We start from the raw sequence: 24,605 nt of genomic DNA on the forward strand, positions 1-24,605 counted from the left end.
GTTGGTTTAATAACGATATTATACCACATTAACGCGGTGCCGTGTTAAAACTAATAGACAAAAGAAAACTGCCGAGAGGTTTCTCGACAGTCTGACTCGTCTCTCGACGAGTTTGTAAGATTCGAATTTTTGTGTTCCCCAGCAGCCGGGTGAACGGGCCTCTCCCAGGTTCGGCGGAAGCTTCCGCAATCGTTTCGGTTCACTTTTCAAAGTAAGGGCTTATGAGGTCGATCCGATTCGTCCATACGTAACCGCTATACTTCTCCGGTAGGCGCTCGACCGCTTGCGGATCGTCGAAGCCCTCCGACCATGCGCCGTCGCCCGCGACGAGAACGACCCTCGTTTCGGCTTCCTCCATCCGCCGGACGAACGTCTCCGGAAATCCCCACAGCCAAGGAGCGAACTTCTCCGGGAGATGCAATTGCGTCCCATGGCAGGCGGCCGGCACATACCCGGTCCAACCGACGGCCAAATAAGGAATCAAGCAGCGCTTCATCGTCGCCATCGACATCGTCCGGAGATCGGGAACGAGCCGACGCAGCTCGGCGATCGGTTCGTCGCCTCCGTATACCGCGAGCCGCTCCCTTCGCTCAACAGGCAGCGCGGACAATGCCCGAGCCAGTCGAATCCCTTCCTCCCCGTCGTTGCTCTTGACATGAAGCAAGAACGACTCCTCCGGGAACCGAGCCAATACTTCGTCCAACGTCGGCATCAGACCGACGCCCGCCCCTCGGAACGGATACGTCTTTCCGCCGTCGGCCGTGTACCCGTATCCGATATCCAGCCGCTTCAACTCGTCCATCGTATGTTCTCTCGTCGCTCCGACGCCGTCCGTCCTGCATTCCAACGTCCAATCGTGGAATACCGCGAACCGTCCTTCCGCCGTCGGCTGCACGTCGAATTCGACGATGTCCGCGCCCGCTCGGAATGCCGCTTCCATCGAAGGGATCGTATTTTCCAGATACGGGTGCTCCGGTTCGTGGATACGCTCGGCCGTACAAGCATCCCCCGTAATGCCTTCCATCGGGAACGTCTGCGCTACCCCCCGGTGCGCCAACAAGAACGGCGCTTCCCCGTCGGTTTTCATAAACGGAGAGCTGTTGTTGAGATATAGGAAAGCGATGAAGATCAGGAGGAATGTTGCGAATTTTATGAGAAAACGTCGGAACTTGTTCATCGTACCCCTCTTCTCTTGTATACTCGAACTACACTCGACTTATGGGAGGACTTTGATGAACGTCGGATCGGCAAGAGCGGCGGCGGCGGCGTGGGTTCGGGAATACGCCGGTAAAGAAGCCGGGTTTATAGGTGCGTATATGAGCGGGTCGACGATCGGACTTCCGGATGTAACGCCAATGTCTCCGACCTCCGACCTCGATGTCGTGGTCGTCACGGCCATGGATGAAGCCCCGCCCAAGCTCGGCAAACTCGTCTATCGCGGCGCTTTGTTGGAAATCACGTATTTGCCCTGGAATCTGTACGGCTCGGCCGAAGAGGTCTTAGCCTCCTATCACCTGGCGGGCAGCTTCCGAGCGGATACGATACTTGCGGATCCCACCGGGCAATTAGGCGTCTTGCAAGCGGAGGTGTCCCGGCGCTTCGCAGACCGGACATGGGCGAGCCGCCGCTGCGAGAACGCAAGGAAGCGGGTCGAAGACGGGCTGCGAGCCATCGACCCGTCCGCGCCGCGGTACGATCAAGTGATGTCGTGGGTGTTCCCGACCGGCGTGACCGCGCACGTTCTGCTGACGGCCGCGCTCCGTAATCCGACGGTGCGGCTCCGTTACTTGGCTGCTCGCGAAGTACTTGAAGCGTACGGCTTCCTTGATTTTTACCCGGAGCTGTTGCGGTTGCTTGGCTGCGAGCGGCTGTCGGCGCAACGCGTCGAACATCATCTTGACGAGCTCGCCCGCACGTTCGACGCCGCGGCAGCCCGCGCGAGGTCGACGTTTTTCTTCAGCAGCGATATCGCCGCCGCGGCGCGGCCGATCACGATCGACGGAAGCCGGGAGCTCATCCGGGCCGGCAACCACCGTGAGGCCGTCTTTTGGATCGTGGTATCGTTCTGCCGTTGCCACAAGATCCTTGCCGTCGACGCTCCGGAATTGCACCTTGCGCTTACTCCGGCCTTCGACTCGCTGATCTCGGATTTGGGGATCGACTCCGCGGGTGCACTCCTTCGCCGCGCGGAGGAAGGCCTTCGGCTCCTGCCCAGGTTATCGGAATTGTCCGAAGCGATCCTAGACGCCAATCCCGAAATCCGACGACGCTAGCCTTTTCCGGTCCAACTTGCCCAAGGGGGTATACGGCAACTGGTCCACGAATACGATGTCCCTCGGCATCTGATATCGTGCTAATCGAGATCGGAGCCAATCGGAAAATTGTTCCTTCGTCGCGCTTGCCTGCGGAGCCATCGACACGAACGCGCGCAATCGCTGACCGTACGCTTCGTCCCGTACGCCGACGACGGCTGCGTCCTCAACCTGAGCGTGCTCGAGGATCGCATGCTCTACCTCGATCGGATAGACGTTCTCCCCGCCGGATACGATCATACTGTCCGCTCTTCCGTATAAATAGAACAGACCCCGCTCGTCCCGACGGCCCATATCGCCGGTATCGATCCAGCCCTCCGCTTCTCTCCGCCGGGCGGACCGCCGGTTCTTTACGAAGATTCGGCCGACGGTTCCGGCCTTCGCGCTCCGCTTCCGCTCGTCCTCGATGCGCAGGCGCACGCCTGGAATGCTTCTGCCGATCGTAGCCGGGGCATCGCTTAAGTCCTTCGGAGTCGCGATCGTGGCGAGGCCCGCTTCCGAAGTGCCGTACAAATTGTACAGCACCGGACCCAGCCGCTTCATCGTCTCCTTCGCCAGCTGCGGATGAAGCTCCGCGCCGCCGGAGGCGATGCAGGCGAGGGACCTCAGCTCGTCGCCCTCTGCCGCCTGCAACATTCTGCGCAGCATCAAGGGGACGACGGCGACGACCTCGACCTTATGCTCGCATACGAGCCGACACGCTTGCCGCGCCTCGAAGCCTCGTCGGAGGACCATGGTCTTCCCTAAGGCGCAAAATAAAAGTAGCATCGCGATCCCGTACCCGTGATAGAGCGGCGTGGCGATATACGCGGTTCGATACGGCCGGATGCGGAGCCGCGTCATAAACGCGACGAAAGGGTCTAAGTAATTCGACAAGGACGGGCGATGCGGCGCTTCTTTAGCATGCCCGGTCGTCCCTCCGGTCGGCAGCACAAGCTTCCCGGCGAACGAACGTCGCCGCAGCCGGCGGACGTCCGCGCCTTCGGCGAGCCGTCGTTCGATGATCGAGAGCGCTTGACGATCGATCGCCAGCTTCGGTCCGGCATAACCGGACGCTTCCAACATCGCGCACCGGTCTTCGTCGCAGAGGACGAGATCGAGCGGCCGGCGCGCGAGGAAGTCGTCCAGCTGCGCGCGGCTCATCTCCGCGTGAAGCAAATATAAATCCGCTCCGGCGAAAGACGCCGCGAAGATCGACTTCGCGAAAGCGGCATGATTCCGGCACCAGACGCCGACCTTCTTGCCGTCTTTAAGCCCGTACTGTTCCTGGAAATAGCCCGCCAGCGCATCGGCATGCGCAAGGAGTCGGTCATAGGTCAAGGTTTCCTTCTCGTCCGTTAACGCGACATTCCTTCCATACGTCCCGGCGGAAAAATACAGCAGCGCCATTAGGTTGATTCCGTATCGATAGATCGCCGAGGCGAATCGGAACAACGCCGCAGGAGATAGAAGTCCCATGACGTACAACGCGTAGAACAGTTTACCCACGATGATGGCCGTTCTCCTCCTTCTTCCCGAGTCTCGGAATCGAAGCCTCCCAGACCCGTCGGAAGAGGACGGAACCGATCTGCCCGAACGTCAGCCACCAAGGTCTGAAGGTTCTCCTGCGGGTGTATATCGACTTGCCGATCCACTTCGCAACGTGCATCGGAGACATCGCCGGCGCCTTCCGGTACGCCGCGGTCGGCGCGATCATGGGCGTTCGAACCAACGGCGGATAGATCGACGTCGCGGACATCCCCGCCCGATTCCACTCGGGCGCCGCCGCGCGAAACCACGTATCGAACGCCGACTTCGAAGCTTGATACGCCGCCCAACTCGGGACGGGCAGCAGCAGCGCGTTCGCGGTCGAGACGTTGACGACGTGCCCTCGCTTGCTCTCGAGCGTCGGCGCGAGCGACAAGAGCAATCGAACCGGGGCGAAATAGTTGATCGCCATCGTTCGCGTAAAATCGTGGTACCGGTCCAGCGACTCTCGGATCGGTCGGCGGATGGAATGTCCCGCGTTGCTGACGACGATGTCCACCCCCTCCGGCAGCCGAAGGAGACCTTCCAGCAGCGCCTCGATCTCCTTCTCGTTCCGGAGATCGGCGGCGTAAACCGAGATGCGAGCCTCCTTCTCCGCAAGGGCGTTCTTGATCGCTTGCAGCTTATCCCCTCGTCTGGCCACTAAAATCAGATGCGCCTTCGTATCGGAAAGCAAGTACGCCAGCTGTTCGCCGATCCCGGAGCTCGCTCCCGTAATCAAGACGGTCTTTCCTTCTAAACTCCGCGCCAGCTTCTTCCGATTCAGAAACGTCGGCGGAAACAGGAGATGTTCCAGAAGGTTATAGGTAGGCATGCTGCGAATTCCTTCCTTCCCGCGAGAAATGACCGACGACCGCACACGGCTTCCACTCCTCCGGCAGCAATCGTTGATACTGGGGCTGCAGAAACCGATCGTCCACCAGCAACAGCGTGCCGCGGTCCTCCTCCGTCCGGATGAGTCTTCCCCCGGCTTGCAATACCTTCGTCATGCCGGGATATAAGTAGGCGAAGTCGAAGCCGTTCCTCCCGGTTCGGTCGAAATAAGCCTTCATGACCTCCCGTTCCAGCCCGACCTGGGGCAGACCGACGCCGACCACGGCGACGCCGCTGAGCCGATCCAAGGTCAAATCGATCCCCTCGGAGAAGACGCCGCCCATCACGGCGAAAGCCAATACGCGCCGAGCGCCGCCCGATTGGAACGCGGCGAGGAACGCTTCCCGCTCCTCTTCGCTCATCCCGTTTCGTTGAACGATGACGTGCGCCCCCGGCGTTCCCGCCTCCAAGTAAGCGGCAAGCACGTCGTTCATGTAGTCGTACGACGGGAAAAATACGAGCACATTGCCCGGCTGCTTCTCCAGCAGCCGGCGCAGCGCATCGGCGATCGGCGCCTTCGTCGACGCTCGGTCCCGGTAACGCGTCGAGACCGGCAACAGCTGCACCTCGAGCTGCTCCTTGGAGAAGGGGGACGGTACGGCGACGTGATAGTCTTCCGCCTCCCCGCCCAGCATCTCCCGGTAATAAGAGATCGGCGACAGCGTCGCGGAGAAGAACGCTTGCGAACGGTACCCCTTGCCCATCCCGCGGAGCGCCGAGGAGGGGTCCAGGCAGAGCAGCTTCAGCTTGACGTCCGTCTTGCTTAGCTCCGCATAGGTGACGTAGGCGTCGTCGTACCGTTCGGCGATCCGAAGGAAGCTCAGTACCGCGAAGTACGTCTCTAACAGCAACGCATGCGGTTCGCCGTCGCTCGCGCGGCTCCCCAGGAGCGCCCTCTCCGCTTCTTCGCCGAAGCGGGCCATCAGAGGGATCAACTCCTCCGGGTACCGGTTCGACACCACGCTTCGCTCCGCGCCGGCCGCCTTGCGGAAGCCGACGAAGAAGTCGTTCACGGCTTTCGCCGCGTCCCCCACGCTTTCGGTTTTCCACAACCGCCGAAGCTGAAGGAACGGCGACTTCGTCAGCTCCGCCGAAAACATCTCTCTGCCCCGATCGACCAAATTGTGCGCCTCGTCGACGAGCAGCGCGGTCCGCCGCTTCGTCTCCTCCGGCATCCGCTTGAACGAAACCCGCGGATCGAAAATATAATTGTAATCGCACACGACCGCGTCGGCCGCATATGCGGCATCCAGGGAAAATTCGAAGGGGCATACGCGATGCTTCCGCGCATACGTCTCGATGACCGATCTTGTCAACCGCGTCTCGTGCGTCAACGCATCGAGCAGCGCCTCGTTGATTCGATCGTAATACCCGTCCGCGTATTCGCAGTATTCCTTCTGGCAGCGCACCTCCGCTTGGAAACAAATTTTCTCCTTGGCCGTGAGGGTCGCCGAACGCAGACGCAGCCCCTTCGCCTCCAAGAGCGCCAGCGCCTCCTCCGCAGCCGTCCTAGTGATCGTCCGAGCGGTCAAATAATAAAATCGGTCCAGCGCCCCTTCCCCGATCGCCTTCACCGACGGGAAGATCGTCGAGATCGTCTTCCCCGTCCCGGTCGGCGCTCTTGCGAACAGACGCTTCCCGTCGATGACGGACTTATAGACGGCGCCGGCCAGCTTGCGTTGGCCTTGCCGGTATGCGTCATAAGGGAATGACAATGCCTTGCAGCTTCGGTCGCGCTCTTCGATATGCCGATGCTGCAATCTGGCGAACGGCGCATAAATCTGCATGAGTTCCCGCATTGCCCGCTCTAACTCGGGCAGCTCCATCCTGCGGGTGAATCGCTTAAGCGCATACGACGGAAGCTGCACGTAGGTCAGCCGGATCGAAAGGGCCGGAACGCCCTCGTTCGCCGCATACAGGTACGCGTAACACATCGCCTGTCCCCAATGGACCGGATGCGAAGCTTCGCCGATGTCCGCCAGCTCGGCCGCCGTCGACTTGATTTCGTCGATCGTCACCGAACCGTCTTCCCCGATTAAGAGCCCGTCGCAGCGCCCCTCGAGGTCGAAGACGAGCTCCTCGTACGTCAGCCGCCCCTCGAGGTGCACTTCCTTCCGATCCCGTTCCGTATAGTCCTTCTGGAGCTGCTGGTGCGCCCGCGTACCGTCCTGCAGCGTCGTCGCGGCGCGGAAGCCGGACTCGATGCTGCCGCCGCGATAGGCGTACTCCACTAACGCACGTACGGATACCTTCACCCTGGTTTCCATTCCTCGCTTCACCGCCGACCCGAACTTGAATACATCCATGTTAGAACACACATTCGCATAAGTAAAGGAGAACCTGCCCGTAAACGAGAAAAACCGTCCTGCGGACGGTTTATCGGGAGAATGACCTACTCATATTACACTTTCGCACGGATTCGAGGAGAGTTGCATTACCAAGCGTACGCGTTCGGCGCGGAGCCTCCCGGACCCGGGAAAATCTCGTCGATCTTCGCGAGCGCTTCGGGGCTGAGCTCCAGTTCGACCGCGCGCAGCGACTTCTCGAACTGCTCGATCGTGCGGCAGCCGATAATCGGCGCCGTAACCGCAGGATTCGCGAGCAGCCACGCCAAGGAGACGACGTCTTCGCTTTCGCCGATGTCCCGGCAGAGCGAGGCGTACGACTCCAACTGCGGACGAAGCCGCTCCGCCCGCTCCTTCTGGCTGCCGGTCCGCGCCCCGGCGGCTGCCGAGAGCGCCGTCCCGCCGAGCATGCCGCCGTCGAGCGGACTCCATGGAATGACGCCGATACCCAGCGCTTTCGCCGCAGGCAACACCTCGAGCTCCGGCAGCCGCGTCAGCAGGTTGTATTTATGCTGCTCGGACACCAACCCAAGGAAGTTGCGCGACTTGGCTTCGTATTGCGCGACGGCAAGATCCCAGCCGGCGAAGTTGCTGGAGCCGACGTAGCCGATCTTCCCCTGCTGCACGGCGACCTCGAAGCCGCCCCACAGCTCGGCCCAGCCGACGTTGCGGTCGACATGGTGCATCTGATACAGCTCGATATGGTCGGTCTGCAATCTGCGCAGCGAGCCTTCCAAGTGTCGGCGCAGCTTATAAGCCGACAAGCCGGCTTCCCCGTTCGGACCGTCGCGCTTGTCGCTCATGTCGCCGTAAAACTTCGTCGCGAGGACGGTCCTCTCGCGCCGGCCGCCGCCCTGCGCGAACCACTTGCCGATGATTTCTTCCGTGCGGCCGGCGTTTTCTCCCCAACCGTAGATGTTCGCCGTGTCGAAGAAGTTGATGCCCGCGTCCAAGGCCGCATCCATAATGCGGAACGCGTCCTGTTCGTCCGTGGACACCCCGAAATTCATCGTGCCCAAACATAATCGGCTGACCTTCAGCCCGGATTTCCCGAGGTACGTATACTTCATATGCGCATGCGCCTCCGTCGAGGTGGATTGTCCTTGCCGTAAGCTCGCTCGTCTTACCATCTCATTATAGAGCACCTAGGCGGCAAGGCCAATGTACGGCATTCGTCACTTCGGCTCGCCGCGATATCCCTTCACCCACCGATCCAAGAACGCATACGCCAGCCCTCGAATTTCCTCCGGGAAGTCGTGCGCGCCCGCCCCGACGTATGAACGGAACCGATTCTCGTAACCGAGACGCCGGTACAACTTGGAAAGCTCGAACATCCCCTCCGCGACCGACTTCCAATGCGGGAAGATCGCATCCGCTTGGCCGGCGTAGTTGAAGAACGGCGTAGGCGCGCATAGGGCTGCGATCTCGTGAAAGTCGAACGGAACCCGATCCTCCGCCAAATCCGCCGAAATCTTCGGGATGTGCGTATAAGGGTAGTCACGATACCCCCAATGGTCCGGATGCGGGTCGCCCGCGAAAGGGCTGAAGCCGCAGCTGGACACGACGGCCTTCACGCGATCGTCCAAGCCTGCGAGGAAGTAGGCATTATACCCGCCGAAGGAATGTCCGATCGCGCCGATCGCGTTCGCGTCGACGAAATCCAGAGAGCATAAGACGTCCAGACCTTGCATGTGATCCGTCGCGTTCTTCGCCACCGTGCTCCATTCCGGGTGCCGCTCGTAGAACGGGCCGCTATGGAACGCCGGGTGGCCCGGATATACGCGTTCCCCCGCCGTCAACGCATCCGGCACGAGCACGACGTAGCCTAACCGGACGAGCTCCAACGCGTACATGCGGTTTTTTCGTCCCGCAGGCGTGGCGATATCGTCCTTCCCCAGCTCATGCGTCGGGTGCAGGGCGAGCATCGCCGGGTAACCGCCCTCGGGGCGAGGGAACGTCCGCTCGTCCGGTAGCAGCAGATACGCGGTCACTTGGTCGCCATATACGGTATCGTAGACGACCTGAAGCCGCGTATGGTCGGGCTGAAGACACTTGGCCAGGGTCGCCATTCGGACGGGAGCTCGGTTCGGCAGCTCGCCGATATACTCCAGCCACGTGCGGCGGATGCCGTCCCGCTTGCGCCCCCACTCCTCCTCGGTTTCCGCGTCTTGCAGCAGCGGCGGAAGTCCGGTTCGATGCAACTGAGACAATACGTACGCCATTGAACACCTCATCCTTATCATTGAAAAATAGGAAGGCTTCTCCGCTCGGGAACGATCTCGCGGAGAAGGCCTCCTTCGCCATGCGATGCTTACGCGTTATTGATCATGAGGCACCGTTACCGTCGCGACGGCGGTAGAGACGTTGCCCGCCGCATCGGTCGCCGTATACGTAATCGTGTAGACGCGGCCGTCGCCGTCGCCGTTGCCGTTGCGATCCGCTTTCAGGCGGAACGTATCGGCCGACGTGCCGATCGCGGCTTCGATCGAACCGTCCTCCGGCTCGTTGCTTTCGACGGACGTCAGCGTCACCGAAGCCACGCCGGAAGTCGCATCGTCCGATGCGAGCGTCGCAAGGATATCGACCAGCTTCTTGTTCGGCGGCCAAATCGACGAGCGATCCAACTGCACGTTCAACGCCGGCGCCGTAGCGTCGATACGCAGCTCCAACGTCTTGGACGCTTCCGCGTTGCCCGCGGCATCGACGCTGCGATACTCGAGGAGATGGACCCCGTCCGCCGCGACGACGATCGGGCCGACGGCAGCCGTCCATTCGCCGTTATCGAGGCGATATTCCGAGCGGCTTACGCCCGACTGAGCATCCGTTGCCGTCAGGAGGACCGAGACCGGACCGCGGTACCAGCCCTCCGAACCGATTGTGCCTTCGACCGTCGCGGTCGTGACCGGCGTCGCCTTGTCGATCGTTACGGTCGCCGTCTTCGGCTCCTCGACGTTGCCGGCCGCATCCGTGCTCCAGTACTGGATCGTATGCACGCCTTCTTCCGTCAATAGCACCGCATTGCCTTCGACCGGTTCGCCGCCGTTCACGGCGTATTGCGTCAGAACCGCGCCGGACAGACTGTCGGTTGCCGTCAAGTTCACCGTCACGTCCGAAGACGCGGCGTTCGGAGCGTCGCTCGTCGTGATCGGAGCCGTCTTATCGAGCGTAATGGTAACGGTGCGCGGCGTCTCGACATTGCCTGCCGCGTCCGCGCTCCAATACGCGATCGCATGAACGCCTTCCGTCGTCAAGACGACGCTGTTGCCCGTCGCCGGCTCGCCGCCGTTGATCGAATACTTCGTGTAAGCTACGGGCGAACGATCGTCTGTCGCCGTCAGGTTCACGACGAGATCCTGCTTCGATACGCCGCTTTCCGGCGCGTCGTCCGTCGTCGTCGGCGCCGCGACATCCGGCTCCGGCGTCGGGTACAGCGCCACGTAATCGAACGTATAGATACCGGTGTACCGCTGCGCGCTGATCCGGAACATCTCAATGCCTCGAAGGAACGGAGTCACTTCAATGAACGGAATATTCTCGACGACGTAGGTGCCTGTCGTCCGGTCCAGCGTACCGTTAGGATCGATGACGCCCGAATAGGATTTCAATTTGTCCAGCTGCACGATCAAATCGTACGTCATTGTACTGAAGTCGGCGTCGAAGCGAACCGTCATCCATTCGTCGACAGGTTGCGTAAAGCCCGACTCCGTTAGGCGCGCGTACTCGAGCTTGCCGTTCACCATCTTCTGATAGCCGATGCCGCCGTCCGAGAAGCCGACGAGCATGGCGATCGTTCGATTGCCTCCGACCAATTCGAGGCTGTAATTGCCCACTTCATGATTGACCTTGGTAAACTTCGTCCGCGTCTCGATCGTCATCTTGCCGCCGATCGGCGCCATCGTTCGGTAGAACCTCGGGGTCGTCGCATATGGATCGGCCTCCGAGTGGAAGCTGTCGATCGCCTGCAGACCGTTGCCGCCTATCCCCGGGATCGGGACGACCTTCACTGCCGTACCATTGGTTCTAGTCGGATATTCCCATCCATTGCCGTTAATCGCATCGCCTACCGTCCATGCGTCGAAGGAGTCGAAGAAGCCGATGCTCGTCAGCGGCGTCGTGACGGTCGCCGTCGGTCCGCCGACGGACGTATTGCCTTGCGGGTCTCGCGCTTCGATTCGGAACGAATACGTGCCGCCCGGCTGGAGGCCGGTCGCGTTATAGAAGCGGTCGGAAACCGTCGCGATCGGCACGGTGTCGGAGACGTCGAGTCGGTAGACGTCGTACTCCTTCACGCCCGAAACGTCGGTCGCGCCGGCCCATGCGATTCTGGCCACATCCTTCAGCAGCAGATCCGTCCACGTAGCAGCTGCGGACCACGTCGGCGCCGTAATGTCGGCCAACGATACTTGGATGCCCGTCGCGCCCGGAGGTTCGTACGAGAGATTGTCGCTCGTATCCACGGTTCTGACGCGTACGTTGTATTGCTTCCCGGGCGCGAGATCCGTAAGCGTCGCCGTATGCGTACCCGCCGGCACCGCCATTTTGCGCACCCCGTCCACATAGATCGCGTATTCCTTCACGGCGACGTCGTCCGTCGCGCCGTTCCAAGAGATGACGGCCGCTTGCTCGGTTCTCGAGTCGAGCGCGAGACCCGTCGGCGCCGTCGGACGAATTTCATCGTCCTTCACTTCGACGAGCGCGATCCAGTCCAAGTTCATCGAACCGAGCTGGAGCCACATCGTCATCTCGACCTGACCCGCGGGCAGAAATTGCCCCGTGCGGACGCGCAGGCCCTTCCAGTACTCTTCCTTCGTGCCGAAATCGAACGTCTTCGGCGCCTCGAAGTAACTGACCTGGTCGCCGAGCTGCAAGTAACGGACGTTCTGCGTTTGGCCAGCCGGCAAATCCCAGCCGCCGACGTACTTCAGCAGGACGTCGTACGTGCCGGCTCTCGGCACGTTCATTTGCCACTTCACCCATTGGCCGACTTGGTTCCATTCGCCCATGCCCTTCCCGCCGGACAAGAACGGCCGGGTCGTGTAGACGCTAGGCGCTTTATTGCCCCATTGCACGAAGTTTTCGGCTTCCTGCCATTCCATGTTGCGCGTCTCGCGCTCTGCGTTCGGGACATCGTACAACACGGTCGGCTTCGAGCTGTCCGCGCCGATCGTTCTCAGCTTCAGCACGCCCGTATCGCCTTTCAGAATGACGCGCGCGTTCGCTTCCAGCAATCCGCTTCCGATCTTGCCGTGCCGCTCGAACAGGAAGCCTTCCGGCGCTTCCACGACTTCGTAGAACCCGGAGACGTTCGAAAGCTGTCCCCAAGCGACGCTGACGCCGTCGACGTCGCTGTGCGCTTGAAGCGTAACCTCTCCCGGCACGCCGTCGACTTCCGTCAGCAGCGTCACCGGCGCCAGCGGACCGGGGATCGGCGCATGGTTCAGCTTATACGACTTCTGCCCCTTCTCGATCTGAATCGTCGCTACGCCGTTCGCGAACGTGTAGTGCATGCCGCGTGCGTTCAGAGCCGCGGCGACGTCGCCGCCGGCCGGGATCACGTCGCCCGTGTCGGCTTTGAGCACCTGCGTTAAGCCGGGAGCGTTCAGCGCAATCGTCGCGTCCGCTTGCGCCGTCAGCGATAACCGATCGTCCCCGTACGCGATCGTCGAAGGCGCGCTCGATGCGATGATCGATACGCCGTTCCGCTCGACCTTCGTTCCGTTCGCGAGCAGGATCGAATCGCCCTTCACGGCGACCGCGGAGCCGTCGAATCGAATGCCGTCGCCGGCGTCGACCGTACCGCTGTCCGTCTTGCGAACATAGACGTTCGTACCGTCCGCGAACGAAAGCTTAACGACCTCGGTCGTCTCGGAAGACGCCACCGATTGCGGAGCGCTGCCGCGCTTATACGGCTCGAGCGTCGAAATCAGCTTCACGGCGTTCGTCTTCGGCGTCACGAATGCGGCGTGAATTTGCTTCTCGCCGGAGAAGCTGCCGCCCGGCTGCACTTCCGTGCCGCTCGCGCTGATGAACTTCGTCTCCAGCGTCGTGCGAAGATTTTGCGCGGTCGAACCGTGGAATTGCACGTTCATCTCCGCGCTGCCCTTCGCGACCGTCGCGCCGGTGTTGTCCGAACGGAATTCGAGCGAATCGTCGGTATGCAGGTTCCACTCGAATTCGGAGCCGCCCGCCTTCGCCGTCGCCAAGTCGTCGATGACGACGTACATCGAAGGACGAAGATACAGGATGTGGCGCATCGCTTGTCCGCTGTAATTTGTTTTGTCGTAAAACCGAGCCCTTTTGAGGGCTTGTTGTATTTTCATTTTGGCGCTGGCTGTAACTTTAAATGTCGTATTTAAGTATTGTCGTAATGTGATTTGTCGTTTTATTTCACAAGTCAAAAAAAAAGGAGCCCGCCAAAGGCCGAAGCCACTGAAGAACTTCTGTTTTTGTTGAACTAAGGATTGCTTAAAACTAAAAAGAGGCATCAACCTAGGGAGCAATCCAGGTTGATGCCTCTTTACATGATCGGAGTATTCGTTTTCTTACTCGCTGAGCTTTAGTATCCGTTTCAAGTTCACAACGAATATTGCCATTGCGCCTTGAAGCTCCATGCTTAATAGACCCGAGGATATGGCTACATCATACCCGTGCCTGTGTTTAAGTTCGCTGTTCTTTGCTTCAATTTTATAACGTTCCTTCGATTTCGTTTTGAAGTATTCGTGTTTCCGCTGAAGCATAATGCCCGAAAGCTGACGGAATTGCCTGTCCGGTAATTGACGAATATAATGTCCGTATCTCGGAAAAGGAAAAGGATGCCTCCCCATTGCGTGTGCCTGCGGGAACAGGTACACAGGAAGCATCCCCTCACTAAACGTATGATCATTGTATCAGAATACGAGCTGGTTGAGAAGAGCGCCGGCGTTTTCAGTTAGGTGTGCAGAAGTCGTCCCTAGCCCTTGCTGTGGTGAGAGCCTGTCTGTGATCGGAAGTAGGAGGAGAAAGCTGTTTGAGGCCACTGGGGAACAGAAATTGTTGGTCATCCGGAGGATGCGCTGCTTAGGTTGCCGGAAGATTCATCATGAGCTGCCAGATTGCATTGTGCCTTACAAGCGTTACGAGTCAGCCTGTGTAGAAAGTGTTGTTGCACCGGGGGCGGGGGAAATCGCCGTTGCCGCAGATCATTCTACGTTGTGTCGTTGGCGAAGCTGGTTCCGGTTACAAACGACGCATTTGCTCGGCTGTCTTGCATCGATCGCAATTCGCTTTGGGCTGGACGTTGCGGAGGAATCGTCCGTACCTTCGCAAACTGCACACCATCGTTTCGGACGTTTCGTCGGCGACGCCGACGGTTGGCTGGGTAGGGCTGTCCGTTCTGTCGCGAACTCAAATTTTTGGGTACATACCCGTTCTGCATTTCTGTCCGAAGCCCTCTGAGATAGACTCGAACCGAAGTCTATCGGAAGAGGTGCGAACGGATGAAAGATCAAAGGAAGGCAGAACAAATCGCCGCTGAGCGGGTGCAGTTGCTCGCTCCACTCTTGACGGAAGGACTGGACCCGGCCAAAGCAAGGGAACTCAAAGCACGGATCTGCGAGCAAACGGGTCTGTCGGAGCGAACGTTGCGCCGGTATCTGGCAACATACCGGCAGGAAGGGTTCGGCGGGCTAAAGCCCAAGAGCAAAGGGAAACAACCCACCAGTCCCACCATTGCGCCGGACATCTTGGAACAAGCGATCCTCCTGCGCCGCGAGGTGCCAGGACGAAGTGTCGCCCAGATCATTCAGATTATGGAATGGGAAGGACAAATTCAGCCCGGCGAGGTCAAGCGGAGCACGCTGCAAGAGAAGCTTACGGCACATGGGTACAGTACTCGCCATATGCGGATGTACGCAGAATCCGGCGTCGCTTCCCGGCGCTTCCAGCAGAAGCATCGAAATCGCCTGTGGCATTCCGACCTGAAATACGGTCCGTACTTACCCATCGGACCGGGCGGCGCGATGAAACAGGTGTTTCTCGTGACGTTCATCGACGACGCGACGCGGTTCGTGCTCCACGGTGAGTTCTATCCGGTTATGGACAAGACCATCGTCGAAGACTGCTATCGCAGAGCCATACAGAAGTACGGCGCACCGGATGCGGTATACTTCGACAACGGGAAGCAATACCGCACGAAGTGGATGACGCGGGCGTGCTCCAAGCTCGGAATCCGTCTTCTCTTTGCCAAGCCGTATTCGCCGGAATCAACGGGTTATGGAAAGCTAGCCGTTATGTAAAGTTGTTGTCGAAAAAGCGTGTGGGATGAGCTTTAATGTCTTAATTGGCTTTACATAACGTTCCGATCTAATTGATAGGCAGAAGATGCCCATCAACGATTGGAGGTTAGCCCATGGAAACAAAAAGTCACATGACAGTAGCGGATCTTATTCATGTAACAAGAAACGAATTACAAAAGAGCAGGTATACTGAGTTCTCCATGCAAGGAGTGGAAAGGACTTGGAGGAACTTAGAAGAGTACCTTCGAGTCAAGGGAATTAACATATTCAATCGCGAGATAGGAATGTCCTTTCTAGAAGATCGCTACCATTATTCAGCAAATCCGAAATCTACTGCAAACGAGGACCGCTTGCGTGCCATTCATTTGCTTACGGATTTCCAGGCACATGAACGAGCCTTTATTCGTAGGCAAAGCAAGCAAACGGAGTTCGCCGAACCTTTCCAGACCGTCTTCCGCGATTTCATGGATTTCCGCAAACTATCCGGAATCTCCAAACGAACGCTTGAATCCTATGCCATTTATTTGGAGAGGTTCTCCGAATATTTATTGAACCATTCCGTAAACCATATAAGCGAAATCGACGTCCCTCATATCCATGGATTTATTCAGGCTACTGCTGCGACTCACCGCACAGCTACTGTTTATTGCACTTCCGGCGTATTACGTGTGCTGTTTCGTTTTCTTTATGAGCAACGGCTCCACCCCAAAAACCTTGCTCTGCTTGTCCCCAGCGTGAAATGCAGTAAAAAATCCAAAGTGCCCTCTGCTTATTCTCAGGAAGAAATCCGTAATCTTCTCTCTGTCGTTGACCGTGGCAATCCCAAAGGAAAACGTGATTATGCACTATTATTAATCGCTATTCGGCTCGGTCTACGAGCGTCGGATATTTGCGGATTAACTTTCGAAAACTTGAAATGGGAGTCTAACACCATTGAGCTTCGGCAGGAAAAAACGGGTGCTATGTTAGTCCTTCCCCTCTTCAACGATGTGGGTGAAGCGCTCATCGATTACATTAAGTATGGCCGTCCGCCGGTTCAAGACCGCGAGATCTTTCTTCGCATGTCCGCCCCGATAGGCCGAATGTCGTACCCAACATTGCATAGCATTGTAACCCACTATTTGAATAAAGCTGGTGTACCTATACCCGCTGGAAAGAAGCATGGTCCGCATTCTTTACGCCATAGCTTGGCAAGTGCACTGCTTCACAACAACACTCCAATGCCCGTTATATCTGAAATATTGGGACATACCGATACGGAGTCAACTTCTGTCTACCTGAAAATTGACATCCTTAACTTACGAGACTATGCGTTGGATGTCCCGCCACTGCAAGTGATTTCGATGGGGGGTGTCGTGGTTTGAAGGCCTTAATCGGGACTTTTGCCGCTTTGCTTTCGGAATTTGTTGCCCATAAAATTTCTCTCGGATTCAAATATGAAAATGAAGCTGACGAGTTATACCGTTTTTCAAAGTTCACCACTACCTTTGAATTGGCAGAGCCCATCTTAACCAAGGAGTTGGTTCAAGCCTGGTGTGCAATGCGCCCGGGTGAAGGAGCCAGTAACAACCGTCGAAGAGCCTACCCTGTAAGGCAATTTGGAATTTATTTGACTAGCTTGGGCCATGATGCGTTCATCGCTTCTCCCGATGCCAGGGCACGGTCCTACACATTTATTCCGTACATATTTACAACGAGCGAGGTGGAACGGATTTTCGCAAATAGCGACCAACTCTGCCCCAGCCGGTTTTCAACGCTTCCACTCGTAATGCCTGTTATTCTTCGGCTGTTATACGGTTGTGGTCTTCGAATCTCGGAAGCGGTCCATTTACAAAACAAACATGTAGACTTACAGAATGGAATTTTGGAGATTAAGAACAGCAAGTTTGGTAAGGACCGACTAGTTGCAATGTCTGAGTCTATGAGCCAAATTTGTCGGCTGTATTACCAGATGCTTCATAAGCATTCTACATTAGATGATTACTTCTTCATGAAGGCAGATAGGAAACCCATTACGCCAGATAATGTGTACCGAAGATTTCGTGAAATCCTATGGGAGAGTGGCATCTCCCATGGAGGTAAGGGGAACGGACCACGAGTGCATGACTTAAGGCATACTTTTGCCGTTCATGCCTTAAGCCGTGCCGTGAATAAAGGTACCGACGTTTACTGCGCACTTCCGATTCTCTCAACTTATTTAGGACACGCATCCGTCGCGGCCACTGAGCATTATGTCCGGCTGACAGCTGATGCCTTCCCTGACATTCGCGCCGCGCTCGAACAATATTGCGGCCATGTAATACCGGAGGTGAAGTGGGATGAAACCAACTGACTTCGCATACCAGCTTACAACTTATCTTTCCAAACATTTGCCGGGCAGGGCTGGTACGAGCCGTAACACGATCTGTTCCTACCGGGATACCTTTTCGCTGTTACTGCGCTTTTGCTCCGAAGAGAAGGGCCTGGTAATTGAGAAAATCCGGCTAGAAACGCTTCAGAAGAATCTCATAGATGAGTTCCTGGCGTGGCTTGAAACAAAACGCGGCTGCTCGGTCTCTACAAGGAACCAACGGCTTGCTGCCATTCACGCCTTCTTCCGGTATGTACAATTGGAAGAGCCAAGCCACCTGTTTTTGTGTCAGCAGATATTGGCAATTCCCATGAAGCGTTCTGTCAGTAAAGCCATGAACTATTTATCCCTTGACGCTATGAAGGCCATACTGGAAAGTCCTGATTCGACTTGTTTAACTGGTCGAAGAGATCTGGTTTTACTAAGCCTCATGTATGATACAGGGTCCAGAGTTCAAGAGATTGCCGATTTAATCGCTGCCGATGTGCGCTTGGAGAATCCGTCTACCGTAAAGATAACCGGAAAAGGGAATAAGAGCAGGCTTGTTCCACTGATGACACCAACAGCCAAACTACTCGAACAATACATGGTTGAACATGACCTGAAGTTGATAGCGCACCGTTCTTATCCGTTGTTTCAAAACCGTTCCAACGGTAAATTAACACGTGCTGGGATTGCCTATATTCTCAAGAAATATGTGGATGAGGCACGCTCCCAACATCCTGAACTAATTCCAAAAGTGGTTTCGCCACATTGTTTCCGTCACAGCAAGGCTATGCATTTATTGCAATCCGGGGTTAACTTGGTTTATATTCGCGATTTACTTGGGCACGTCAGCATTAAAACAACAGAAGTCTACGCGAGAGCAGATAGCCAAATGAAACGTAATGCGCTCGAAAATGCGTACCAAGGTACAACGCCATCTGAAATGCCTATATGGCAACAAAACCAAGAATTACTGAAATGGCTCAAGGACTTGGGACGTTGATTGATGAGCCGTTATGTAAAGTGATTTGATTGGATTCCCGCGGCGGATTAAGAGAATCTCGCTTCAACTTTACATAACGGCTAGCTTTCCATAACCCGTGTTATGCGAAGCTTCGCATAAAACGGGGAAAGTCGAGCGATTTAATCGTGTGGTGGACTCCTTCCTCAGCGAAGCGGCGCTAGAGAAGCCGAAGACGCTCGAGCGGCTGAACGAGCTGTTCCAAGTGTGGCTCAGCGAATGCTATCAAAACAAGTCGCATTCGGCGCTCCCGAATAAACAAAGTCCGTACAGCACGTTCCAAAGCGACAAGAAGCCGCTGCGTTTCGTGGGTCCAGAAGTGCTCGCCGATGCGTTCCTGCATTGCGAGACGCGCAAGGTCGACAAATCGGGCTGCATCAGCTTCATGGATCGCAAGTATGAGGTCGGACTTTCGTTCATGGGATGCACGGTGGACGTCGTGTACGATCCGGCGGACATTACGGAGCTCACGATCGAGTACGAAGGCCATCCTTCTTGGAAAGTGAGGGAACTGGTCATCGGAGAACGCGCCGGAAAGCGTCCGCCGCTTCCGAAGCATCTACAGCCGGAGCCGACGGATTCATCTCGGTTGCTCGTCGCCGCAGAAGAGCGCAGCCAGCAGCGTCACGCCGATCAAGCCCCGGCTGTAACCTACCGAAGGGTTCTGAAGGAGGACGTCCATGTTTGAGACGTTCTACGATCTTCATCGCTCTCCGTTCTCAAGAGATCTGCCGACGGGTGAGTTGTACGAGTCGGAGATCCTAGAGGAGACGCTCGGCCGCTTAGAGTACGCTGCGCACAGACAATGGTTCGCGGTTGTCACTGGCGACTGCGGAACCGGGAAGACGACGACGATTCGGAGATTTGCGGAAACGCTCGACGCCGCGAAGTTCAAGGTGTTGTATCTGTCGGATTCCAAGCTGACGCCGAGGCACTTCTACAAGGGGCTGTTGGAACAACTCGGATGCGAGTCGAAGTTTTACCGCGGGGACGCCAAGAGACAGTTGCACCGGGAGATTGAATTAATGCGAGGGATTCATGGTCTGCAGCCCGTCGTGGTCGTAGACGAGGCGCATCTGCTGGATCGAGAAATGCTAGAAGAGGTTCGCTTCCTTCTCAACTTCAAGATGGACGCCCAGAGTCCGATGGCGCTCATTCTCGTTGGTCAGAGCGAGCTGTGGGAGCGACTCCACCTACAGGCCTATGCCGCGATCCGTCAGCGAATTGATCTACAATGCAAGCTCCCGCACTATGATCGCTCTCAAACCGGAGCCTACATAAGCAGGCATATGACTTACGCCGGCGCAGAACGAGACATCTTCACAGACGGCGCCATCGACGACGTCTACCGCTTCTCGAGCGGGGCAGCCAGACTCATAAACAAGCTATGTACGCACTGCTTGATCTATGGCGCGCAGAACAAGCATCGCATCATCGACGATCATATGGTCAAACGCGTCATCCAAGGGGAATTGTCATGATTCCCCTTTCCGCTTGCCCTCACATGGTCATAATGACCGTCAATAGCAGGACAACTTACGCCGTCATTCGCCGGACATTATGCGTTAGCAGTAACAGTATTCGCTTTCCTGAAAAGCCATTTGTTCCTTGTGATCGTTAGATTTTATACTCACGGAATAGGTTTTGCTTTTCGCCCCCTCCTTGTAACAACCTTCTCTAAGCGGACATCGCTTGCAAATTTCTACATCGAAGTAATACGTGTCGGTTTGGTTCGTGCCTACATCCTTTTTCCCGATTCTCGCCTTGCGAACTGCCATATGACCGGCTTTGCACACGTACATACCAGCATCTTTATTGAACAGAAATTCGTCTTCTTTCTTCCGCCCGCCTTGCGTGATGAGCGGATTGAGTTTAGCTACAAGGTCGATCTCGTTGCTCTTCGCGTACGAAATGTTATCCTTTTCGGAATACGCGGTATCACCAATTACTGTCTTCACCTGCATGCCAGCTGCCTTGCTTTTTTCAATTAGCGTCTGCAATTGCTTGCCGTCGTTCTTTTCGCCTGTTGTCACAACAGCCGCAGTAATGATTCGCTCCTCGGTCATTGCCAGATGCGTCTTGTATCCAAAGAATGCAGAGTCCGCACTCTTGTGTCCCAATCGAGCATCCTGGTCAGCCGCAGTACGAAGCTGCTCTACGTCGTCTTCCACCGTTTCTTTCAGCAAGTTCAGCGGCTCCAGCACCTTAGGTACTTGAGCGACCCCTGATTCCGTTTCAATAAAGGAAATTAGTTTCTGACATTATTCAATTTCGTCTTCCAGCACGTCGGTCATGTTTTTTGTAGGCATCTTCGCCTTCACGGATTCATCCATTGCGTAGATGGCCTTACGCAGCTTCCGCGCGCGATCTTGCAATATTTCTTGCGGAGACTTTTGGTTGTACCGTGCTTTCGTATGGGTGGCGTCTACGATAATCGAGTTGCTTTTCAGGATATCTTTTTCTACAGCGAGGACTACCGTCTTGCCGATGAGCATGTCCAGCAGATTCATATCCTTTAACCGAAACTTGCGGAATTTCGTCAGAGAGCTCGGATCGATGACCGGGTCCTCCGGCGCCATGTCGAGGAAGTACTTAAACGACAAGTCATACCGAGAGCGCTCGACGATGTCTACGTCGGACAATTCGAATATGGCCTTTAACAGCAAATACTTCAACATGCGGATCGGATCGATCGCATTACGACCGTTGTCCAAACAATATTTACCTTTCAGTTCATCGTATATGAAAGTGAAATCCACCAGATCATTGATCTGACGAAGCATGTTGTCCTTGGGCACCACGATGTTGTACAACTCTGCATATGGACTTAAAACTAATGATTGTTGTTGCCGAATCATTCGCTCACCCGCTCTCCATGATGCCTTAATTATAAGCGAAAAGAGGCACAGCCTCCTCAAGTTTCTTGAGGGACTGTACCTCTTTGGTGAAACGGACTTTTTCAGTGGCCTCCCAAAGGCCGACCCCTCTAAATCAAATTCATGCGCTCTTTATTATCACCGTACTCCTGTGTTCAACTGTTTCTGGAAGACGGGGCACTGAAGTCCCCAAAAAGACAATCCTTGTTGAAGTATTTTCTGTAATTATTCTTAGGGTCTCAAACAGCTGACCTTGAACACTTTCAGAAATACACTAAGCATCGTCAAATATAATAAGACTTTTCTCTCGGCTAGCAAACAAGTACTTAATTCTTTCTAACAGTGTACTCTGGGACATTCGCCCGAATACTGGAATACCGGCTGCTGCCAAAATATCTTGAAGTATGATTCTTAACGTCCATACTGGGGTGGCGGTTATTCTGAGCATAAATCTATCTTTATGGTTTTTCATATAGTCAAATATAAACTTTGTCTTTCCAGTTCCTGAAGTTGCGCTAATAAACAGAAAATAGTTCTTGTTTTTCATTCAAGAAATGTTCGACATCAGCTTTTATCTCTTCACACTCAATCACCCAACATCCCTCACCGCCCTTGGAATATTATAATTGTTCCCAAAAACGAACCGTTATAAACCTTATTCAACATAATATTCTCCCAGTATTTATATCCGCCGTTTTCCCTTGGGAGGGATATTCTCCCATATGTCGAATATCATTAATAACTTTAATGAGGGAGTGGATCATTTGAAAACACCTCAGGAGAAACACTTTGACAAAAAGGATATTCAAACTCATTTGAAACATCAGCTACTTGAAAACTACATAATCCGATGGTCTAATGTTCTCGGTGGGGCAACCTTTGCCGGGAAATTTAATAAAATCCACTTTGTTGATGGCTTTGCTGGTCGAGGTTCGTTCCACGATGGGGAAGCTGGATCACCGTTAATTGCAATCAACCATCTTTTCCATCTCCAACGAAAATTCTATGAGCTCTATCAAAGCAGCAACCTTAGATTTATTATTCACACAGTTGAATCGTACCCGGAATATCAGAGTGCTCTTGATGAGCTCATTCAAACTGCTCCTCTACCTGAGCAAATAAAAAATTACAAAGGTAAATTTGAAGAACATCTCCCAAAAATCCTCAACAGAACGAGCGGTAGTCCAGCCTTATATTTTATAGATCCATTCGGATATAAAGGCGTGCAAATGGATGATATTCAATCTATTTTAAGCCAGCAATCGCATGAAGTTCTAGTTAATGTAATGAGCAGATCAATTGGTAGAAATCTCTCAATAGAAAAAAATCGTGCCGAGATTAAAAAGTTTTTTGGAGTTAAAGAGATTCCGGATGACATCGCAAAATACTTAAAGATATCTTCAGCAAGCGACAAAAAGTTATTTATGGGAGATATGGTATTTGAAAATTTAGAATCAAGCATAATAGGTCTTTTTAAAGAGCAGCTTCGAATACGTTTTGAAGCAGACAGTATTTTTACTTTGAGTAAACGCATCTACAGCAAAATCAACCCAATGCAATACTTTCATCTTGTGTTTGCCACTAGAAACCGAAAAGGTCTAGTTGAAATGAAAACATCCATGGTTAAGTATGAAGAACAAAAAACAATTATCGAGGATACATTTTTAAGAAATAACAATCCCGAGTTGGTTTTCATGGATGACTTGTTTTCAACTAGCGGACAATTAAGTAATTACAACTACAAAAGTTTCGTAATCGATTTTGAAAAGCACTTTAATAATACCGGTGTTACTGGCATTAAATTTTCAAAAATTGTGGACTATTACTTACAAGCTACTCCCCTCCCATTCAGAGATAACTCAGGGAAATCCATCTACGATTACTTTTTACGATTAAGAGGTAGGGGGTATTTTGTACGAACTGAAGGAGGGCGTGCTTTTGCTGACCTCGATGAACATGAAAACATCATAGTCAGGGCAAGTTTACCAAAAAGTTTCGTGAATAACGTTCCTGATGATGACGGCGCCCAGGATGACCAAGAACCGACTCTTTTCAACTTCTAAATGCGATATGCTATACTTCTTCGAAATAAGATAAGGAGGTGCTTTTAATTATGGGGAGTTCATCAAACATCGAATGGACAGAAGCGACATGGAATCCTGTAACAGGATGCACTAAAGTTTCTGAGGGTTGCCGTAACTGCTATGCCGCGAGAATGGCTAATCGTCTCCATGCAATGGATAACCCAAGATATAAAAATGGATTCAATTTAACCCTACACCACGACCTTCTTGAAGCACCTCTTAAGTGGAAACAACCACGGAGAATATTCGTTAATTCAATGTCGGACCTTTTTCATAAGGATGTACCACTGGATTTTATCAAAGACATTTTTGAAATAATGGAGAAAGCCCATTGGCATACTTTCCAGATACTGACGAAACGTTCTGACAGACTAATGGAACTTGCCCCGAATTTAAGATGGCCAGCGAATGTTTGGCAAGGAGTTAGTGTCGAGAACGAAAATGTAACCCATCGGATCGATCATTTGAGGAACGTTAATGCTCAGGTTCGCTTTCTCTCTATAGAACCGCTTTTAGGTCCTATTGAGAAAATTGATCTGAGGGAGATCCATTGGGTTATAGTCGGAGGAGAAAGCGGTCCGGGCTCACGGGAGATGAAACCTGACTGGGTACGCAATCTTCGCGATCAGTGTATTGAACAAAATGTTGCATTTTTCTTTAAACAATGGGGCGGAGTACAGAAACATCGCACAGGGAGAGTTATAGATGGAAGAACATGGGATGAATACCCTTCGTTAATTATTAACTAACCAATGCTAGTATAGTATTTCTGGGGATATCCTTACTCGCTTGTCGGCTGCACGAGGTAGCTAATCATAGTAAACTGATTATCCTGAAAACTAAAAGTAAAGGCACCCTATGTATGGAAAGCACTGAAAAAGTCGTGGTTTTGTTGCCCTGAGCAACAGAATCACGACTTTTTCCCGTAGGGTAACGAATAAGGGGATGGAGTAGGAGCC

General features: G+C 54.5%; 16 protein-coding genes and 4 pseudogenes. 10 read left to right on the top strand and 10 right to left on the bottom strand.

Annotation, left to right across the window (positions count from 1 at the left end; genetic code table 11):
* Window positions 1-199: 199 nt before the first annotated feature.
* Entirely contained in the window at window positions 200-1,177 is a 978-nt protein-coding gene (locus FE782_RS31365) for a glycerophosphodiester phosphodiesterase family protein (protein WP_138198285.1), read from the bottom strand.
* A gap of 55 nt (window positions 1,178-1,232) precedes the next feature.
* Here FE782_RS31365 and FE782_RS31370 point away from each other — a divergent pair, with 55 nt between their 5' ends.
* A complete protein-coding gene (locus FE782_RS31370) occupies window positions 1,233-2,273 on the top strand; it encodes a hypothetical protein (RefSeq protein WP_138198286.1) in 1,041 nt (346 codons plus the stop codon).
* Here the strand turns inward: FE782_RS31370 and FE782_RS31375 are convergent.
* The 7 genes and pseudogenes from FE782_RS31375 to FE782_RS31405 form a co-directional block, all read right to left on the bottom strand.
* Window positions 2,241-3,800, bottom strand: coding sequence for an AMP-binding protein (locus tag FE782_RS31375; RefSeq protein WP_238392731.1), 1,560 nt, complete (start codon window positions 3,798-3,800; stop codon window positions 2,241-2,243). The genes FE782_RS31370 and FE782_RS31375 overlap by 33 nt on opposite strands.
* Window positions 3,793-4,653, bottom strand: a complete 861-nt coding sequence (locus FE782_RS31380) for an SDR family NAD(P)-dependent oxidoreductase (RefSeq protein WP_138198287.1) — start codon at window positions 4,651-4,653, stop codon at window positions 3,793-3,795. Before FE782_RS31380 ends, FE782_RS31375 begins: the two co-directional genes overlap by 8 nt.
* Complete coding sequence (locus FE782_RS31385; protein WP_138198288.1) at window positions 4,640-6,979, bottom strand: ATP-dependent DNA helicase; 2,340 nt, start codon at window positions 6,977-6,979, stop codon at window positions 4,640-4,642. Before FE782_RS31385 ends, FE782_RS31380 begins: the two co-directional genes overlap by 14 nt.
* 167 nt (window positions 6,980-7,146) lie before the next feature.
* Window positions 7,147-8,127, bottom strand: coding sequence for an aldo/keto reductase (locus tag FE782_RS31390; protein WP_138198289.1), 981 nt, complete (start codon window positions 8,125-8,127; stop codon window positions 7,147-7,149).
* A gap of 105 nt (window positions 8,128-8,232) precedes the next feature.
* Window positions 8,233-9,279, bottom strand: a complete 1,047-nt coding sequence (locus tag FE782_RS31395) for an alpha/beta hydrolase family protein (RefSeq protein WP_138198290.1) — start codon at window positions 9,277-9,279, stop codon at window positions 8,233-8,235.
* A 96-nt stretch (window positions 9,280-9,375) separates the two neighbouring features.
* Window positions 9,376-13,311, bottom strand: a complete 3,936-nt coding sequence (locus tag FE782_RS31400; protein WP_158299631.1) for an OmpL47-type beta-barrel domain-containing protein — start codon at window positions 13,309-13,311, stop codon at window positions 9,376-9,378.
* Between the two features lie 288 nt (window positions 13,312-13,599).
* Window positions 13,600-13,776: pseudogene (locus FE782_RS31405) on the bottom strand (IS5/IS1182 family transposase); the annotation flags it as partial.
* 184 nt (window positions 13,777-13,960) lie between these two features.
* On the opposite strand from FE782_RS31405, the gene FE782_RS33050 reads away from it, so the two are divergent.
* The 7 genes and pseudogenes from FE782_RS33050 (at window position 13,961) to FE782_RS31440 (ending at window position 20,167) form a co-directional block, all read left to right on the top strand.
* Complete coding sequence (locus tag FE782_RS33050; protein WP_138198292.1) at window positions 13,961-14,491, top strand: DUF6431 domain-containing protein; 531 nt, start codon at window positions 13,961-13,963, stop codon at window positions 14,489-14,491.
* Window positions 14,492-14,532: 41 nt separating this feature from the next.
* Window positions 14,533-15,306, top strand: a pseudogene (locus FE782_RS31415) (DDE-type integrase/transposase/recombinase); the annotation flags it as partial.
* A gap of 137 nt (window positions 15,307-15,443) precedes the next feature.
* Complete coding sequence (locus FE782_RS31420; protein WP_138198293.1) at window positions 15,444-16,694, top strand: site-specific integrase; 1,251 nt, start codon at window positions 15,444-15,446, stop codon at window positions 16,692-16,694.
* Window positions 16,691-17,662: a tyrosine-type recombinase/integrase gene (locus tag FE782_RS31425; protein ID WP_138198294.1), complete on the top strand. Its 972-nt coding sequence runs from the start codon at window positions 16,691-16,693 to the stop codon at window positions 17,660-17,662. The genes FE782_RS31420 and FE782_RS31425 overlap by 4 nt, the downstream gene beginning before the upstream one ends.
* Window positions 17,649-18,668 (top strand): site-specific integrase, encoded by a 1,020-nt coding sequence (locus FE782_RS31430; protein ID WP_138198295.1) that lies wholly within the window; start codon window positions 17,649-17,651, stop codon window positions 18,666-18,668. The genes FE782_RS31425 and FE782_RS31430 overlap by 14 nt, the downstream gene beginning before the upstream one ends.
* Window positions 18,669-18,792: 124 nt before the next feature.
* Window positions 18,793-19,374 (top strand): annotated as a pseudogene (locus FE782_RS31435) (Mu transposase C-terminal domain-containing protein); the annotation flags it as partial.
* Complete coding sequence (locus FE782_RS31440; RefSeq protein ID WP_138198296.1) at window positions 19,367-20,167, top strand: ExeA family protein; 801 nt, start codon at window positions 19,367-19,369, stop codon at window positions 20,165-20,167. The pseudogene FE782_RS31435 and the gene FE782_RS31440, both read left to right, overlap by 8 nt.
* 96 nt (window positions 20,168-20,263) lie before the next feature.
* On the opposite strand, the pseudogene FE782_RS31445 reads toward FE782_RS31440, so the two are convergent.
* A pseudogene (locus tag FE782_RS31445) lies at window positions 20,264-21,544 on the bottom strand (IS1182 family transposase); the annotation flags it as partial.
* 292 nt (window positions 21,545-21,836) lie between these two features.
* Window positions 21,837-22,109 carry an AAA family ATPase gene (locus FE782_RS33380; protein WP_138198297.1) on the bottom strand — a complete coding sequence of 91 codons (273 nt, stop codon included), beginning with the start codon at window positions 22,107-22,109 and terminating at the stop codon, window positions 21,837-21,839.
* 175 nt (window positions 22,110-22,284) lie between these two features.
* On the opposite strand from FE782_RS33380, the gene tcmP reads away from it, so the two are divergent.
* Window positions 22,285-23,625: a three-Cys-motif partner protein TcmP gene (gene tcmP, locus FE782_RS31455; protein WP_138198298.1), complete on the top strand. Its 1,341-nt coding sequence runs from the start codon at window positions 22,285-22,287 to the stop codon at window positions 23,623-23,625.
* Window positions 23,626-23,675: 50 nt separating this feature from the next.
* Window positions 23,676-24,395: a DUF5131 family protein gene (locus FE782_RS31460; protein WP_138198299.1), complete on the top strand. Its 720-nt coding sequence runs from the start codon at window positions 23,676-23,678 to the stop codon at window positions 24,393-24,395.
* Window positions 24,396-24,605: the final 210 nt, after the last annotated feature.

Origin of the sequence: Paenibacillus antri, from assembly GCF_005765165.1 — a bacterium.
GTDB lineage: Bacteria > Bacillota > Bacilli > Paenibacillales > YIM-B00363 > Paenibacillus_AE > Paenibacillus_AE antri.

What these genes read in the sequence shown, in the direction of transcription:
- FE782_RS33380 (WP_138198297.1), bottom strand. Translation starts at nt 22,109, where the DNA reads ATGAAAAACAAGAACTATTTTCTGTTTATTAGCGCAACTTCAGGAACT.
- FE782_RS31400 (WP_158299631.1), bottom strand. Translation starts at nt 13,311, where the DNA reads ATGCGCCACATCCTGTATCTTCGTCCTTCGATGTACGTCGTCATCGAC.
- FE782_RS31385 (WP_138198288.1), bottom strand. Translation starts at nt 6,979, where the DNA reads ATGGAAACCAGGGTGAAGGTATCCGTACGTGCGTTAGTGGAGTACGCC.
- FE782_RS31430 (WP_138198295.1), top strand. Translation starts at nt 17,649, where the DNA reads ATGAAACCAACTGACTTCGCATACCAGCTTACAACTTATCTTTCCAAA.
- FE782_RS31420 (WP_138198293.1), top strand. Translation starts at nt 15,444, where the DNA reads ATGGAAACAAAAAGTCACATGACAGTAGCGGATCTTATTCATGTAACA.
- FE782_RS31380 (WP_138198287.1), bottom strand. Translation starts at nt 4,653, where the DNA reads ATGCCTACCTATAACCTTCTGGAACATCTCCTGTTTCCGCCGACGTTT.
- FE782_RS31395 (WP_138198290.1), bottom strand. Translation starts at nt 9,279, where the DNA reads ATGGCGTACGTATTGTCTCAGTTGCATCGAACCGGACTTCCGCCGCTG.
- FE782_RS31370 (WP_138198286.1), top strand. Translation starts at nt 1,233, where the DNA reads ATGAACGTCGGATCGGCAAGAGCGGCGGCGGCGGCGTGGGTTCGGGAA.
- FE782_RS31440 (WP_138198296.1), top strand. Translation starts at nt 19,367, where the DNA reads ATGTTTGAGACGTTCTACGATCTTCATCGCTCTCCGTTCTCAAGAGAT.
- FE782_RS31460 (WP_138198299.1), top strand. Translation starts at nt 23,676, where the DNA reads ATGGGGAGTTCATCAAACATCGAATGGACAGAAGCGACATGGAATCCT.
- tcmP (WP_138198298.1), top strand. Translation starts at nt 22,285, where the DNA reads ATGTCGAATATCATTAATAACTTTAATGAGGGAGTGGATCATTTGAAA.
- FE782_RS31365 (WP_138198285.1), bottom strand. Translation starts at nt 1,177, where the DNA reads ATGAACAAGTTCCGACGTTTTCTCATAAAATTCGCAACATTCCTCCTG.
- FE782_RS31390 (WP_138198289.1), bottom strand. Translation starts at nt 8,127, where the DNA reads ATGAAGTATACGTACCTCGGGAAATCCGGGCTGAAGGTCAGCCGATTA.